At 57.3% G+C, this 15,332-nt stretch carries 13 protein-coding genes; 3 read left to right on the top strand and 10 right to left on the bottom strand.

From position 1 onward, the window contains the following. Positions 1 to 243: 243 nt before the first annotated feature. The 10 genes from nudC to hutU all read right to left on the bottom strand — a co-directional run bounded on the left by nudC (position 244) and on the right by hutU (position 10,835). Positions 244 to 1,074, bottom strand: coding sequence for an NAD(+) diphosphatase (nudC, locus tag ACODTO_RS00755; RefSeq protein ID WP_258632444.1), 831 nt, complete (start codon positions 1,072 to 1,074; stop codon positions 244 to 246). 111 nt (positions 1,075 to 1,185) lie between these two features. Beyond that, a complete protein-coding gene (locus ACODTO_RS00750) occupies positions 1,186 to 1,578 on the bottom strand; it encodes an ACT domain-containing protein (protein ID WP_258632443.1) in 393 nt (130 codons plus the stop codon). 58 nt (positions 1,579 to 1,636) lie between these two features. Further along, a complete protein-coding gene (locus ACODTO_RS00745) occupies positions 1,637 to 2,848 on the bottom strand; it encodes a M20 aminoacylase family protein (protein ID WP_258632441.1) in 1,212 nt (403 codons plus the stop codon). Between the two features lie 29 nt (positions 2,849 to 2,877). Continuing rightward, the gene (locus ACODTO_RS00740; protein ID WP_258632439.1) at positions 2,878 to 3,636 is read right to left on the bottom strand and encodes an ATP-binding cassette domain-containing protein; all 759 of its coding nucleotides are present in this window, start codon (positions 3,634 to 3,636) and stop codon (positions 2,878 to 2,880) included. Next, entirely contained in the window at positions 3,633 to 4,397 is a 765-nt protein-coding gene (gene hisM / locus ACODTO_RS00735) for a histidine ABC transporter permease HisM (protein WP_258632437.1), read from the bottom strand. The genes ACODTO_RS00740 and hisM overlap by 4 nt, the downstream gene beginning before the upstream one ends. After that, entirely contained in the window at positions 4,394 to 5,083 is a 690-nt protein-coding gene (locus tag ACODTO_RS00730; protein ID WP_258632435.1) for an ABC transporter permease, read from the bottom strand. Before ACODTO_RS00730 ends, hisM begins: the two co-directional genes overlap by 4 nt. Before the next feature lie 89 nt (positions 5,084 to 5,172). Next, positions 5,173 to 5,946, bottom strand: a complete 774-nt coding sequence (locus tag ACODTO_RS00725; protein ID WP_258632433.1) for an ABC transporter substrate-binding protein — start codon at positions 5,944 to 5,946, stop codon at positions 5,173 to 5,175. 97 nt (positions 5,947 to 6,043) lie between these two features. Beyond that, complete coding sequence (hutH, locus tag ACODTO_RS00720) at positions 6,044 to 7,570, bottom strand: histidine ammonia-lyase (protein WP_258632431.1); 1,527 nt, start codon at positions 7,568 to 7,570, stop codon at positions 6,044 to 6,046. 37 nt (positions 7,571 to 7,607) lie between these two features. Further along, entirely contained in the window at positions 7,608 to 9,116 is a 1,509-nt protein-coding gene (locus ACODTO_RS00715) for an amidohydrolase family protein (protein ID WP_258632428.1), read from the bottom strand. A gap of 27 nt (positions 9,117 to 9,143) precedes the next feature. Then, a complete protein-coding gene (gene hutU, locus ACODTO_RS00710) occupies positions 9,144 to 10,835 on the bottom strand; it encodes a urocanate hydratase (protein ID WP_258632426.1) in 1,692 nt (563 codons plus the stop codon). A gap of 196 nt (positions 10,836 to 11,031) precedes the next feature. Here hutU and ertD point away from each other — a divergent pair, with 196 nt between their 5' ends. From ertD to ACODTO_RS00695, 3 genes are all read left to right on the top strand, one after another. Continuing rightward, positions 11,032 to 12,402, top strand: a complete 1,371-nt coding sequence (gene ertD, locus ACODTO_RS00705; protein WP_258632425.1) for a hydantoin-5-propionate amidohydrolase — start codon at positions 11,032 to 11,034, stop codon at positions 12,400 to 12,402. A gap of 1 nt (position 12,403) precedes the next feature. Continuing rightward, entirely contained in the window at positions 12,404 to 13,663 is a 1,260-nt protein-coding gene (gene ertE / locus ACODTO_RS00700) for an N-carbamyl-l-glutamate amidohydrolase ErtE (protein WP_258632423.1), read from the top strand. Between the two features lie 91 nt (positions 13,664 to 13,754). Next, entirely contained in the window at positions 13,755 to 14,687 is a 933-nt protein-coding gene (locus ACODTO_RS00695; protein WP_258632422.1) for a LysR family transcriptional regulator, read from the top strand. Positions 14,688 to 15,332: the final 645 nt, after the last annotated feature.

Genomic DNA, 15,332 nt, shown 5'->3' with positions numbered 1-15,332 from the left:
TAGAGGAGGAGTAGCAACACCGCAGATGGATGACTGTGATACTCAGGGCTCAGGAGCCGAGCAGTGTGATGGGCAGCACTAACGAACCATCTTAGGTATTCGTAGGGGCTGGTTGGTTGCTGGCCCAACCGGTGAGAGCAGCGATGACATTCCGATTTTTGCTGCTGAAAAACCTGGAAAAGGGTCTTGGTGACTCACCGGGGCCGACCACGCCAGTAAACATGGTTATATTTCTTCCCCTGGTCACCTTGGCAACGCAGGATCTGCCATGGAGTTCCTTCGAGCCAGGTAGAGCTCGATCAGGTATCGCGAAATAGAGCGTTGCGACGAAAGCTGCGGCAAGGCACCAATATTGAACCAGCGCGCGTCCTCGATCTCCTCTGGCAGCGGAACAATTTCACCCGTCGAATATTCGGCATGGAAACCAAACATCATCGAATGGGGATAGGGCCAGGACTGGCTTGCTATATACCTGATGTTGCTGACTTCAATCCCCACTTCCTCTCGAATCTCACGGATAACGCACTCCTCCATCGACTCTCCGGGCTCGACGAAACCTGCCAGTGTGCTGTAGAGCCCAGGGGGAAAGCCTGGCGAACGAGCGAGCAAGACCTCATCGCCACGGGTTACCAACACGATCATGCAGGGTGAAATTCTCGGGTAATAATACAGTTCGCACGTAGCACAATAACTGGCCCTTTCATTTGCCAACACTTGAGTCGGTGAACCGCAAGCGCCACAGAAACGATGATGCCGTGCCCATGTACCGATTTGAGCCGCAAACCCAAGCATTCTGAATGTCTCAAGATCGCTCTCCAACATCAACGGACGCAGTGCTTGCCATGAGCAACCCGATACAGCATCACAGTGGCTGACTTCCAGCAGATGCACCGGCTGGCCATCGTAAAAGCCTATGCCGTGTTCCGCGAAAACCTTCAGGCCTTGCGTGCAGGCCCACTCGTAACTAAACAACAATCCCTTCGACCCCACCAAAAAACCTTCGGGGCCATGCACGAGCACCTGGCGTAGCGCCATTTGAGGATCAAGTAAAGCCGGTGTCCAAAGACGCGACATGGATAGTTCTCTGTTGGTCCGTTGTAGCTAACGAAGCTCAACTCATGTCAGTTGAACACTTATGTGAGAGTGTTCGGCTGACATGAATGGCCCGGAATATGCGAGAGGGGATCAGTCCAGAATCTGATGTCCGGCGTCACGTAGCACTGCCAGACCCTCGGCGAACCGGTCTGCTTTGAGCAACAAGAAATCGCCATCGAAGGTGGACACCACGAACACGCCAAAACCTGCCTCGGTCAAAGGGCGAACAACAGATAGGACAATCCCGGTCTCATCAAATGCAAAGGGGCCAACGAACTGCATGCAACTCCAGTCGCGATCGATTTTTACGCCCTCAGGCACGCGACTTTGATGGCAAACGATGGACAGCTCATCGGCAGAGCGCGCGATGTTGACGAAACCCTCACCATCCGCCCAGGCAGGGATAGGGGCTTTGCTGTCCAGTCGAGAAATCGAGTAAATCTCGGGCATTACTTTCAGGCGGATACTTTTTACCAGTTTCATGGGTTCTCCAAATGGATTGGGTTTACAGACGTGCCGCGGTTGATCAACACAGTGGCCTCTACGGTATTTTCTGGGTGCCGTCCGTGAGCCAGGCTTCAGCCAAGCGAACCCAGTAAGTTGCTCCGATTGGCAAGATATCGTCGTTGAAATCAAAACTCGCATTGTGCAGGACACAGGGTCCAGCACCATGGCCGACGCCCCGATGAGCCCCCTCGCCGTTGCCGATGAACACATAACATCCCGGTTTATGTTCGAGCATGTGGGCAAAATCTTCGGCGGCCATGGTGGGCTTGCCATCGGTGATGACTTGATCTTCACCGACCAGTTTGCGCAGAAGCTCAATGCAGATGTCTGTCTCGCGTGGGTGATTGATCAGGGGTGGGTAGTCAGATTTAAACGAGGTTTCCACGCGGCAACCGAAAGCGACGGCGACGCTGTTGGCGATCTCGCTCATGCGCGTTTCAATCAAGCTCATGGCATCACGGGAAAACGCCCTGAACGCCCCTCCCAACCAGGCGTCATCCGGAATGACTGTCAGACTGGCATCACTGCCTGCATGAATGTTCGTGACGGAAATGACTGCTGGATCCTGGGTGTCCAAATTGCGCGTGATGATGCTTTGGAAAGCTTGGGCAATGTGCATCAAGGGCTGCAAAGGATCAATGCATTGCTGCGGCAACGCGGCGTGTCCACCCTTGCCCAACAGTCGGATACGAAACTCCGTATCGGATGCCATCATCGCCCCTGGACGAACAGCAAACTGCCCCGCCGCCAGGCCGGGCCAGTTGTGCATGCCAAACACCGCATCCATGGGAAACAGCTCAAAAAGCCCCTCTTCGATCATCCGCCGGGCCCCGGCGTCACTTTCTTCAGCAGGCTGAAAAATGAAATACGCAGTGCCGTCTATCCGTCGGGTACGCGCGAGTTCAAACGCCGCAGCCAATAACATTGCACAGTGTCCATCGTGGCCACAGGCATGCATTTTCCCCTCATGAACGGAGGCATGATCGAACTGATTGAGCTCCTGGATCGGCAATGCATCCATGTCCGCCCGTAAGCCGATGGATTTGTTGCTGGTACTACATCGCAAAATACCCACCACCCCAGTATCCGCAAGCCCCCGATGGACCTTCAAACCCCACGACTCGAGCATGCAAGCGATCAGGTCTGAGGTTCGTTGCTCCTTGAAGGCCAACTCCGGATGGCGATGGATATCTCGCCTCAGGGCATAGATCGCCTCAGGCACTTTGATCCAGTCTCTGTTCTTCATGCCCGCTCTCCGGCCGATTGAATCATCGATCACTTGAGGTCTAACGCAAGAAACTGGCGCAGACGTGCACTTTGCGGGTTATCGAAGAGTTGCTCAGGTTTGCCCTGTTCTTCGATCTTGCCGCCATGCAGAAACACCACTTGAGTTGATGCATGCCGGGCGAAACTCATTTCATGCGTCACAACAATCATGGTTCGGCCCTCTTGTGCGAGCTCCTGCATGATTTTGAGCACTTCACCGACCAGTTCCGGATCCAGGGCAGAGGTCGGCTCATCGAACAGCATGACCTCAGGCTCGACCGCCAAAGCACGAGCTATCGCTACACGCTGTTGTTGACCGCCGGAAAGGTGTGCCGGGTAGCTGTCATGGAAACGGGCATCCAGTCCCACCTTCTCAAGATAGGTAATGGCTCGGGCACAGGCCTCTTCCTTACTGACATTGAGCGCATACACCGGCGCCATACTGACGTTCTCCAACACCGTCATGTGTGCCCAGAGATTGAAGTGCTGAAACACCATCGCCAGCCGAGTGCGTAGCCCCTGCAAGGCACGGCGATCCGGGCGGATCGGTTTGCCCACGCCAATATCAATGGACAAATTGTCCAGGCTGACCCGGCCGCTATCAGGCTGTTCGAGAAAATTGATGCAACGCAGAAAGGTACTTTTACCGGAACCGCTCGAGCCAATAATGCTGATGACTTCGCCGCGCTTGGCACTCAATGAAACCCCATGCAGCACTTTATGGTTACCGTAGGATTTGTGGATGTTTTCAACGGTCAGGGCATTCATACCAGGCTGCCTTCTTTCATCAGTGGGACGGAGTGTTCAACGGCTGTTTTGGTCTTGCGTGGCTTGAGATGCCGGAGCCAGCGTTTCTCGGCGCGGTTGAAACAGGCGATGATGCAGAACGAGATCATCAGATACAGCAGGGACGCGAGACCGTAGGTGGTGAACGTCGCATAGGTTTCAGCGTTAACGTCACGGGCGACTTTGAGGATGTCCGGCACCGTGGCGGTGAACGCCAGCGTGGTGCCGTGAAGCATAAAGATGACTTCGTTGCTGTAAGCCGGCAGCGCCCGTCGCAATGCGCTGGGCAGAATGACCTTGAAGTTAAGTACCGTTGCACTCAAACCAAAAGCCCTGCCTGCTTCAACTTCGCCCCGACTGCTGGCACGAATCGAGCCGACCAGTATCTCCGTCATGTAGGCGCATTCATTGAGCACGAACGCGAACAACGTGCAGCAGTAGGCATCGCGAAAAAAGTCGTTGAGGACGGCGGTGTTCTGGATGAACGACAGACTGTACAAGCCGCTGTAGATAATCAGCAACTGCACGTATAGCGGTGTGGTCCGGAACGTGTAGGTGTACAACCAGATAACCGCACTTAAGGTACGCGAGGACGACACCCGGCCCAGCGCCAAAGGAATCGACAAGGCAAAGCCGCCGAGGGTTGAAACGATCAACAGCATCAAGGTGACAGCCACCCCGCTCCACTGCTGGCCATCAGTCCAGAGAAAACTCTGCCAATAGGCCTGAAAGAGATCGATCATAGCTCCGCCTCCCGTACCCAACCGGCAGAACGGTTCTTGATCCAGTACAAGAGCAAGCTGGAAAAGCCCGACAGGCAAAAATAAACGCCACCGGCCAGCACCATGAACATCAGCGTGTTGTGGGTGCTGCGACCCGCCTCCTGAGCTGCCATCACCAGATCGCTGAGCCCGATGATCGAGACCAGCGCAGTCGCCTTGACCAAGACCTGCCAATTGTTACTGATACCGGGTAACGCGAAGCGAATCAGCTGTGGCAGCAGTACTTTCTGGAAGGTTTGCCGAGACGAGAGTCCGTAGGCACTCGCGGCCTCGGCCTGGCCACGATCGATGGCCAGAAACGCGCCACGAAAGGTTTCCGAAAAATACGCGCCGTAGATAAAACCCAGGGTCATGACGCCGGCAACAAAGGGGTCAATGTCGAAACGACCCAACGCAAGTTTGTCGGTAACCTGATTGATCCCGATCTGGATGGTGTAGAAGATCAGCAACATCAACGCCAGATCCGGAACACCCCGGATCAGGGTGGTGTAGCACTGGGCCGGAAAGATCAGCCAGGGTTTGCCTGACAGCTTTGCCAACGCGCTAATCAACCCAAGAGACAGAGCCAGGACCAGCGCTACCAACGCCAGTTCGACGGTGCTCAAGGCGCCTTTCGCAATCAAGGGTAGATACTCAAGCCATTGCATGGCGCATCACTCGTAAGAGATGTACAGAACAGGTCGACGCAGGGCCGGCCATGACTTGAGGAGCCGTCATGACCGCAGAGCGCATGCCGTCAACCGCCGTAGATATCGAAGTCGAAGTATTTGCTGGCGATCTTCTGATAGGTGCCATCCGCCAGCATTCCAGCAATGGCTTTGTTGATGTTGCGCTTGAGGTCTTGGTCTTCCTTGCGAATACCTATTGCCGTACCACTTCCCAAAACCTTGGCATCAACAATGATTGGGCCGGCAAAGTCATATCCTTTGCCCTGGTCGGTTTTCAAGAAGGCATAGCTCGCCTGCACCTCATCCTGCAACGAGGCGTCGATACGGCCATTCAACAGGTCGGCATAAACCTGGTCTTGACTGGCATAAGCCTGAAGCTTGATACCTGAGACTTTCCAATAGGTGCGCGCATAGGACTCTTGAATGGTGCCTTGCTGATAGCCCACTGTTTTGCCCTTGAGCCCAGCGGGTGTCGGCAGGATCCCGGCACCGGTACGAGCAACGAGGCGTGTGGAGGGGTTGGAGAGTTTGTCGCTGAAGTCGATCTGCTTCAGGCGCTGCTCAGTGATGGACAAACTCGACAATACGCCGTCGAATTTGCGCGCCAGCAGACCCGGAATCAAACCGTCAAAGCTGCTTTGAACGTACTCGCACTTGACGGCCATTCGTTTACAGATTTCGTCACCCAATTCGATATCGAAACCGATCATATTGCCTTGCGGATCACGGTACTCCAGCGGTGGATAGGTCGGGTCCACGCCCAGGCGTAACACGTCTTCGGCCTTTGCCCCCGTGGCGCAAAGGAGCAACACCACACACGCTACAACGAGATTCTTATTCATGATTATTTCTCTATGAGGTAGTTGGCAGACTTCAAGAAGTTTCGGTTTTTGTTGTTATCCATCGCCGGCCGGTTCTAGCTGGCGATGGGTGATGCACTCAGAACAGTGTTTTCAGATCCGGGCAACCCTCGACCAGCTCGCTGCTACGAATCAACTCGGCAACGCTGGCCATGTCCGGCGCGATTGGCCGGTCCACATTCATTGCCGGTACTTTGCTGCGGATGCTGGCAATCACCGGTGCCAGGCGCGCGCTGTACAACTCGCCACCGCGCAGATCCAAACCTTGGGCCGCACACAGCGCCTCGATAGAAAGAATTCCGCGCAGGGTACGAGTCATTTCCAACAGACGGCGAGCGCCGTGAGTGGCCATCGACACGTGGTCTTCCTGGTTGCCCGCTGTAGGGATGGTGTCGATGGATGCTGGGGTCGCGCGCTGTTTGTTTTCGGAGGCCATGGCGGCAGCCGAAATATGTGCCGTCATGTAGCCAGAGTGGAGTCCGGCATCCACGGTCAACATCGGTGGAAGACCTGAAAACGCTGGATCAAGAAGCAAGTTGCAGCGACGCTCGGACAGGTTGCCGATTTCGGTAATGGCGATAGCCAACATGTCCGCGGCGAATGCCACCGGCTCGGCGTGGAAGTTACCACCGGAAATCACCTCACCTGTTTCAACGAAAATCAGCGGGTTATCGGAAGCCGCGTTGCTCTCGATTTCCAAGGTGACACTGGCGTTGCGAATCAGGTCCAGGCACGCGCCCAACACTTGCGGTTGGCAGCGAATACTGTAGGGATCCTGCACCTTGCCGGAAGCTTGTGAGATGGCCCGCATCGGGCTGTCGTCGAGCAAACGCTTAAATGCAGCGCCCACGGTGATCTGCCCCGGATGACCGCGCAGTGCCTGGATACGTGGGTCGAATGGACTGGCGATCCCCGCCAGGGCCTCGGTGGTCAGGCAGCCGATCGCGATGGCGGCCATGAAAGCGTTTTCCAAAGCAAACAAACCGGTCAGCGCGAGTGCCGTGGATACCTGAGTACCATTCATCAATGCCAAGCCTTCCTTGGGCGCCAGCACGATCGGGGTCAGACCTGCACGAGCGAGGGCTTCGCCGCCGTCGAGCAGCTCACCTTCAAACCAGGCTTGCCCCATGCCGATCATCACTGCGGTCATGTGCGCCAAAGGCGCCAAGTCACCGCTGGCCCCCACCGAACCCTGAGCAGGAATGAACGGGATGACGCCGCGCTCGCGCATGTCTTCGAGCAGCTCCACAGTGCGATACTGCGCGCCCGAAGCGCCGCGTCCCAAACTGGCGACTTTCAATGCCATGACCAGACGGACAACATCGGCATCCAGCGCAGGGCCGTAACCCGTCATATGCGACATCACCAGGTTCTTCTGCAATTGGCACAGGTCCGCGTCACTGATCCTGACGTTGGCCAACTTGCCGAATCCAGTGTTCAAGCCATAGACCGCGCGGCCGCTGTCGACCAGCGTATCGACCATCTTCGCGGCCGCCTCAATGCCGGCCCGAGCGCTTTCGCAGAGTCGAGACGGAGCCCCGTTGTAAATGGCACGCCAGGTAGAAATACGCGTTTCGCCTGGGACAATTTTTTGTAGTGTGTTCATGTTTTCTCTCGCTGTTCCGTAAATGAGTTAAAGCGAACTAAACCGGTTTGGTGCCCAGCCTGAATCGATCAAACTGGTTGATTGAATGGCGCATGCCCTCCATTTGCGGGTCGTCCAGGCAATCTCGATAAGCTCCCTCGAGATAGGGCCGCAGGATTTCACTGGCGCTCTGTCCACCACGAACTCGTCCTTGCAGGGTCGGCATGCGCTCTATCAGTTCAAGCATCAACGCCTCTTCATCGATGCGGGTGATTCGCCCTTGATCCGCCAGCTTGCGCCCCCCCACGTACACGTCACGCACGGAGCCTCCCTGTTCGCAAAAGACCAATTGCGTCAAGGCATCGTTGAGCGGAGTGAACGCGCTGGTTTTAAGATCAATCAGACAGAAATCGGCTTGCTTGCCGACTTCGATCGAACCCGTCTGAGCACCTCGCCCGATGGCTTTGGCGCCACCGAGCGTGGCCATGTTGAATGCTTGCATCGCATCCACCGGGCAGGCATCGCTTTGATCAAGCAGTGCGTTGGAGAGCGCTGCCAGGCGCATCGCATCAAACATCGAATTCAGGTCATTGCCATTGTTGTTGTCCGTTCCCAGGCCGACGTTCACTTGGCGTCGTAGCATCTCGGCGATGGGCGCGACCCCACTTCCCAACTTCATGTTGCAGGCTGGGTTGTGCACGACGCTGGAGCCTCTTTTGGCAATAAGATCGAGTTCGTCAGGTGAGAGCCAAACGCCGTGAGCCAACACGCTACGAGGTGTCAGCAGACCCAAATCGTCCATGTACGCGGCCATCGGCTTACCATAGAACTTCGCTGCGGTGAGCGCCTGGATTCGGGTTTCCAGCAGATGTATCAGTACGGGGCGGTCGTATTGCTCGGCCAGGGCCCAGGTCTGTTGCAGAAAGTCGGCACTGCAGCGCTGTGGACCGGAAGGTGAGAATACGAAGCGCACTCGGCCATTCCAACTGCGTGCCAGCTCTTGCCAGTACTCAAGCATTCGATCTGCGGCCTGAGCCGGCACACTGCCCTTGAGCTCACAGGGCAATCGCTCCGCCAGGTAGGGGATACCCTCCTGGAACGGCCGATCACACCAAGCAACACTCACATCGGCACGAATACCAAGATCCGAATAAGCCTGAAACGCCGAATGCACCACCTCTGGTTCCAGGTGCCCGCCGAAGTGGATGTCATCGACCACCGTGGTGATGCCACTTCGCAGCATCTCGATACCGTTAAGCAATGTGCGCAGGTACACCTCACGGGCTGTCCATCCGCGCCGATAGGAGGGCGGGTTGTACAAGCCCATCCATATTTCCAGCGGAATCCCGGAAAAACGGCCCTTGTCAAAACGATCATGAGAATGATGGTGAGCGTTGATCAGACCGGGAATGAGTAACTTGCCCCGACCGTCCGTCCGCTCGTCGAGATTGACCGTCGACAGATCGATTCGCGGTGCCAGGCCCACAAAGCGATCGCCATCGATCAACACATCCACGACCTGGGCTGCCGCACCACCCATGCCGACCACGCTGACCTGTTCGATCAAATGAAGAAGGGCCATGACGATTTCCTCTTACCCGCGATATTGGGTAGCTTTTGGGGACCACCAGAGAGGAATTTGAATGGCGTTGTCGGTCAATGGCCCCTCTCCTTTGGAAACAGTTTTGGCCATCGGGTAACCGGCCTGAGCGTGGCGCACTACGCCAATACCTGAGTCCGTAGTCAGGCACGCATCCAATCGCAGATCCGCTTCCTCTGAACCATCGGCAATCATCGTCACGCCAGTATGCGCGGAGATACCCATGGTGCCGTTGGACTGAATCGCCACCAGATCGGCCATCGCCGAAACGTTGAGCAGCGCATTCAGGTACGGCCAGTCGGAGATCGCGTCGGAACCGTCCAGCATGTTTTCGGTTTCAAACGCCGGGTTGGCAATCGAACCGGTATCCAGGTTGTCTCGGGAGAAAGCCACCGGACCTGCCAGCTCACCAGAACGCACCAATGCATTGACGGCAAGACCGAAGGCACGGCGCTGGCCAAAACCGAGGAAGCAAATACGTGCCGGCAAGCCTTCTACGGGCAGGCGGTGACGGGATGTGGTGATCCAGCGAGTGACGAGGCTGTCATCCTTGAACATCTCCAGCGCCAAATCATCCAGACGCGTCTGGTCAGAGACTTCACCCGAAACACAGGTCCAGCGGAACGGACCTCGACCGAGAAAAAATAACGGTCGTACGTACTCCGCGATACAACCTGGATAGGCAAAGGCTTCCTCCTTGGACATCCCCGCATCCACCGCTTCCTTGCGTACGAAGGTGCCGTATTCGAATACGATCGAACCGGCCGTCTGAAAGCGCGTCATCGCACGAACGATACGAATCATCGATTCGCGCGAAGCGGCCATGTAGGCATCGCGGTCGGTCTCCAGCAACGCCGCGGCCTGCTCCAGCGTCAGCCCGGAAGGAATCAGCGCGAAGGGGTCATGGCACGGGCACATCTCGGTGACCACATCAGGGCGCCAACCGCAGTCGAGCGCCTGTTCCAGAGCATCGACCATATTCCCCAGCACCACGATCGACAGCGCTCGTCCTTCACGTTTTGCGCTCTCGGCCATGTCAATGGCGTCCTGCAGGGAGGCCGCCTGAACATCGGCATACCCGGCCGCCAGCCGATCCACGATGCTCTGCTGGCGGATTTCCACGGTCACACTGACCCCGCCGTGCATGGTCATCGCCAATGGTTGCGAGCGGCCCATGCCGCCGAGACCCGCGGTGAAGAAAATGCGGCCCTTCAGTTCACCGTTGAAATGACGATCGGCGACCAAGGCAAGGGTTTCGAAGGTACCTTCGATCACTCCCTGGCTGCCGATGTACTGCCATGGCCCTGCGGTGTAGGACGCAAACGCCGTCAGGTTCTGTGCGCTCAGGTCATAGAATTTAGGCCAATCGGCCTTGATGACGTTGCTGTTGGCCATGACCACCCGTGGCGCGAGCCGGTGGGTCTTGAAAATGGCAACTGGCATGCCCGATTGAATCGCCAGCGTCTCATCATTTTCTAGGTTCTTGAGTGACTCTACGATCGCGTCATAACTTTCCCAGTTGCGCGCCGCCTTGCCGATGCCGCCGTAGACGGTCAGGCGCGAAGCGTCCTCAGCGTTCTCCAGATTGTTTTCCAGCATGCGCAGAATGGTTTCCTGCTTCCACCCCCGACACCGCAAGGTACTGCCACGCGCAGCCGTGATTTGTTTGGCTTTTTGCTGAGTCATGTAAGGCCACTCTCGCTGAGGTTAATGCGAAAGCCTGTCGAAAGGCTTCCCCTGGTATGGCTCGAATTATTCGGGCCTGCCCCGAGGGGAACCATGCAAGAAATGGCAAGTGAGGTTGTCATTCACTGCATGGATGACGCCATACCCGCCGTCGATACTCGCTCCATGCTTATTCACCCGATGACGAGGCTGATAGATGAGTGATTTCGATCTGGTGGTGCGGGGACGCATCGTCGACAGCGAGAAGACCACCGAAAACGGTTGGCTTGCCATACGTGATGGACGCATCGCCGCGCGCGGCACCGGCGAGCCACCTGCGGCCAAAAACACGCGTGACGAGCGCGGGCAGTGGATTTTACCGGGGGTGATCGACGGTCAAGTGCATTCGGGAAGCCAGGCCAACCAGGAAGGTCTGGGTTGGGCCAGCCGTGCCGCCGCCGCGGGAGGGGTCACCGTGATGGTGGACATGCCCTACGACGATCCGGAACCCGTGGCCTGCGCTGAACAGCTGCTGCGCAAGGCTCAGGAGGTCGAGGACAACTGCCACGTCGATGTCGGCCTGTTTGCGACGGTCAATGAAACCCACGGCCTGGCAGCCATCCCTGGATTGATCCAGGCCGGCGCGTGTGCCTTCAAGTTCTCGACCTTTGAAGCCGCACCGGGTCGCTTCCCACGCATAGAAGAGGACGTGCTGGCCGAGCTGTTCAGCTTGATCAAACCGTCGGGCCTGGTGTGTGGCGTGCACAATCAAATGCAGGAATTGACACGCAAAAACATCACCCGCCTGATCGAGGCCAATGACACCGGGTGGGATGCGTTCCTACGCGCCCATCCGCCGCTGGTCGAGGACTTGGCGACTGCATTGATTTATGAAATCGGCGCACAGACCGGTGCGCGGGCACACCCGGTTCACGTGTCGACGAGCCGTGGTTTCCAGTTGTGCGAAATGTATCGACAAGCCGGACACCCGGCGAGCATCGAGACGTGCATTCAGTACCTGATGCTCAACCATGAAGAGCACACCCGACGATTCGGCGCCAAAACCAAGCACTACCCGCCGATCAGGCCCAAGGCCGAGACCGAAAAACTTTGGGAGCACATCGCCAGGGACCAGTGCACCTTTGTGTCCTCCGACCACGTCAGTTGGGGGCTGGAGCGCAAAGGACATTCCAATGTGTTTCGCAATTCATCGGGAGGGCCGGGGTTGGAGACGCTGCTGCCAGCATTCTGGACCGGCTCTATGGCCAGGAGCCTGGCACCGTCGCTGGTGGTTCGGCAACTCAGCCGCAACCCGGCAAGGCACTTTTTACTCGACGACCGTAAAGGCGACTTTGCAGTCGGTCTGGACGCCGATTTTGTAGTACTGGCTGACGAGCGCTATTGCTACGACCCTTCCACCAGCCTGAGCGCCGTGAAGTGGAGTTCATTTGAAGGCATGGCCTTCACTGGAAGGGTCAAGGCAACCTACTGCCGAGGCCAGTGTGTCCTCGATCAGGGCCAAATTCTCAACGAGCCGGGCTACGGCCACTTCCTGCGCCCTCGCGCACCGACAACAGGTACGAATTGAAATGAGCGCCCCCCTGCTGCAATTGAACATTGAACGACTGTGGAATCGGGTCAGTACGCTGTCGAGCTTTACGCTGCCAGACGTGCCATGGACCCGACGGGCCTTCTCACCCGAGTTTGAGCAGGCAAGGCTGTGGTTAAGGTCTGAATTCGAGTCGGCAGGGCTAAGCGTCACGCTGGACGCCGGTGGCAATCTGATTGGTCAGCTCAATGGCAGCGAACCTGGTCTGAAACCGCTGATCAGTGGCTCACACTGCGATACGGTGGTCGGTGGCGGCCGGTTCGACGGCATCATAGGGGTGCTGGCAGCGCTGGAAGTCGCCCATGCCTTGAAAGACGCCGGCCAACGCTTGCGCCATCCGCTCCAGGTGATCGACTTTCTCTCGGAAGAACCGAGTGACTATGGCATTTCCTGTGTCGGCAGCCGGGCATTTCCAGGGCTCCTGACTGCGCAGATGCTCGCATCACAAAACAGAGCAGGTGAAAGCCTGGCACAGGCGATGACCCGTATCGGGGGCGACCCGACGGCCCTCGGCCAGGCTCTGCGAGAACCCGGCAGCACCGCAGCGTTCGTTGAGCTGCACATTGAGCAGGGGCCGGTTCTGGAAAGTCGTGGCCTGCCTATTGGATCAGTCACCAACATCGTAGGTATTCGCCGAGTCGGAATCACCGTGCATGGCTTGCCGGATCATGCGGGCACTACGCCCATGGACCTGCGGCGAGATGCCCTGGTCGGTGCGGCGGAGCTTATTCGCGAAGCACGCAGCTTAGCGGCCGACATGAGCGGTAACCCGCACTATGTCGTAGCGACGGTTGGCCGTCTGGATGTGTGCCCTAATGTGCCCAACGCCGTGCCCGGCAAGGTTGAAATGGTGCTCGAAGTGCGCAGCGATTCAAAACAGGTACTGCTCGATTTCCCGGAAAACTTGCTGGAGCGCTGCGCGCCTGTGCTGACGGAGCTAAGACTGACTACTTGCTCAGTACCCTTGACGTACGCCGATCCTACGGACTGCTCGAAAACAGTCATTGAGGCCATCAGTGCAGTGGCTGAAAGTTTAGGCTTACCGCACATGACCATGCCCAGCGGCGCCGGGCACGACGCCGTCTATGTCGGTGCCACCGGCCCCATGGGCATGGTGTTCATCCCCTGCCTTAACGGCCGCAGCCACTGCCCCGAAGAATGGCTGGAACCGCAACAGTTGCTTGACGGCACTCGTGTGCTGGCACAAACCTTGATCTATTTGGACGATCAGCTCGGCTGAACCAACGACTTGGTGTAAAACACTGCTAGAACTGAGCGCGCACCGCCAAACCGAGTCACGCGCGCTACTCCCCGCACCTGGAGTACATGCATTGAACACAGCATCGGTTCCACCCTTGCACGATATAGATTTGAAACACTGGCGACTGTTCAAGGCCGTTGTCGAGTGCGGGGGGCTGTCAGCCGCCGAAGAGGCCACGGGGATGGGTATTTCGGCCATCAGCCGGCAATTGTCCGACTTGGAGAGTCGTTTCGGCAGCCAACTCTGCCATCGTGGGCGCAGTGGTTTCCAATTGACCGAGGAAGGACAGGTCGCCTACACGGCGGTGCTGCGTCTGCTCGATTCGATCGATGAGTTTCGCGACACTCTGGCTAGCTCGAAAGCAGAGATCAAAGGTGATCTGAGCCTGTGGCTTATCGATCACAGCGCCTTCACGCCCAGCAACCCGATCGCCAACGCGCTGCAAAATTTTCGTCACAACTATCCGTTGGTCAACCTTAGTATCGGGGTTGCGCCACCGGATGCGGTGGAACGTGCTGTTGCCGAAAAAAAAGCTGGCGTGGGCGTGACTATTTGCAAGTCCGACCTGCCTTCTCTGAGCTATCAGGTGATCGGCTCCGAAGCCTCGGCCCTATACTGCGGCCGGGATCATGAAGCGTTCGGCAAAAGCGAAGCACAAGCCCGCCGGATTGTTGAGCAGACAGCGCATTATGTGCGTCGTGGCTACCTAGTACAGGACACTGCGCCGGCCAACTTCCTGCAAAACGCCAGTGCCCTCGCCCATCATGTCGAAGGCACGGTACAGCTGTTGCTCAGCGGCGGCTTTGTCGGCATCGTGCCTGACCATATTGCCCAACCCTGGGTGGAGCGCGGCGCCTTGTTTCGCCTGCCGTTGCCGGAGTTCATCGTGGAACGGCCGGTGTTTGTCGTTGCGCGGGAAACGCAAGGATCGAGTCGAACAGCCAGTCTGATGCTTGAAGCCATCATTCATTCTTTTCAGGAAGCTGCAGCCGGATCTGCTTGAAGGTGCTGGTGCATGACGGCGTCGGTATTTGGCTGGCGGGCGCAAGCGGTTGTGCAACTCTTATGGCCTCAACCACCGAGGCTCAAGATCCCGCCGGCAAATTTTCCTGGGGCCTCTTGGGGCAGGTTATGGCCAACGCTTTCCAAGATCTCTCGGCGATACGGCCCGGTAAAATGACGTGCGAACGGGTCGTCCTTGGAAGGTGGATCGACTGCATCCGCCCGACCCTCCAGAACCAATGAAGGCATAGCGATCCTCGGTTGTGCGGCAAGCCGAGATTTTATGCTTCGATAGGCTGGATCTCCTTCAACAATCCGAAACGATGACGGTACGAGTGTGTTGCCACCTCAACAAAGTCGTCGTTTTCAAACGCTGCGGCGGGGCCTGCAGCCACTTCACGGCCGCAAAGACACCATTGGCGAGGAAGCCAGCGAGCAGCTTGAAACCGTGCTGGGCCGGCACGGCATCGATATCCCTCGTCAGACCTTGGCACGTATCGCCCTACGCCTGGCTTCCGCGAAGCGATCCTATGCCGACCAACACACACTATCCAAGCCTATCAAGCTGCCCTACCACCTCGATGTACTATAGCTGCCGGTTGGCATGCTAGCCGGCTGCTCACTGGCCCCGTCGTACTAAACGCTG

The sequence above is a fragment of the Pseudomonas sp. FG13 genome (genome assembly GCF_057809755.1).
This window is presented reverse-complemented; position numbering and strand designations above follow the sequence as displayed.

Coding starts and splice junctions, on each gene's coding strand:
- nudC (WP_258632444.1), bottom strand. CDS start 1,074: ATGTCGCGTCTTTGGACACCGGCTTTACTTGATCCTCAAATGGCGCTA.
- ACODTO_RS00750 (WP_258632443.1), bottom strand. CDS start 1,578: ATGAAACTGGTAAAAAGTATCCGCCTGAAAGTAATGCCCGAGATTTAC.
- ACODTO_RS00745 (WP_258632441.1), bottom strand. CDS start 2,848: ATGAAGAACAGAGACTGGATCAAAGTGCCTGAGGCGATCTATGCCCTG.
- ACODTO_RS00740 (WP_258632439.1), bottom strand. CDS start 3,636: ATGAATGCCCTGACCGTTGAAAACATCCACAAATCCTACGGTAACCAT.
- hisM (WP_258632437.1), bottom strand. CDS start 4,397: ATGATCGATCTCTTTCAGGCCTATTGGCAGAGTTTTCTCTGGACTGAT.
- ACODTO_RS00730 (WP_258632435.1), bottom strand. CDS start 5,083: ATGCAATGGCTTGAGTATCTACCCTTGATTGCGAAAGGCGCCTTGAGC.
- ACODTO_RS00725 (WP_258632433.1), bottom strand. CDS start 5,946: ATGAATAAGAATCTCGTTGTAGCGTGTGTGGTGTTGCTCCTTTGCGCC.
- hutH (WP_258632431.1), bottom strand. CDS start 7,570: ATGAACACACTACAAAAAATTGTCCCAGGCGAAACGCGTATTTCTACC.
- hutU (WP_258632426.1), bottom strand. CDS start 10,835: ATGACTCAGCAAAAAGCCAAACAAATCACGGCTGCGCGTGGCAGTACC.
- ertD (WP_258632425.1), top strand. CDS start 11,032: ATGAGTGATTTCGATCTGGTGGTGCGGGGACGCATCGTCGACAGCGAG.
- ertE (WP_258632423.1), top strand. CDS start 12,404: ATGAGCGCCCCCCTGCTGCAATTGAACATTGAACGACTGTGGAATCGG.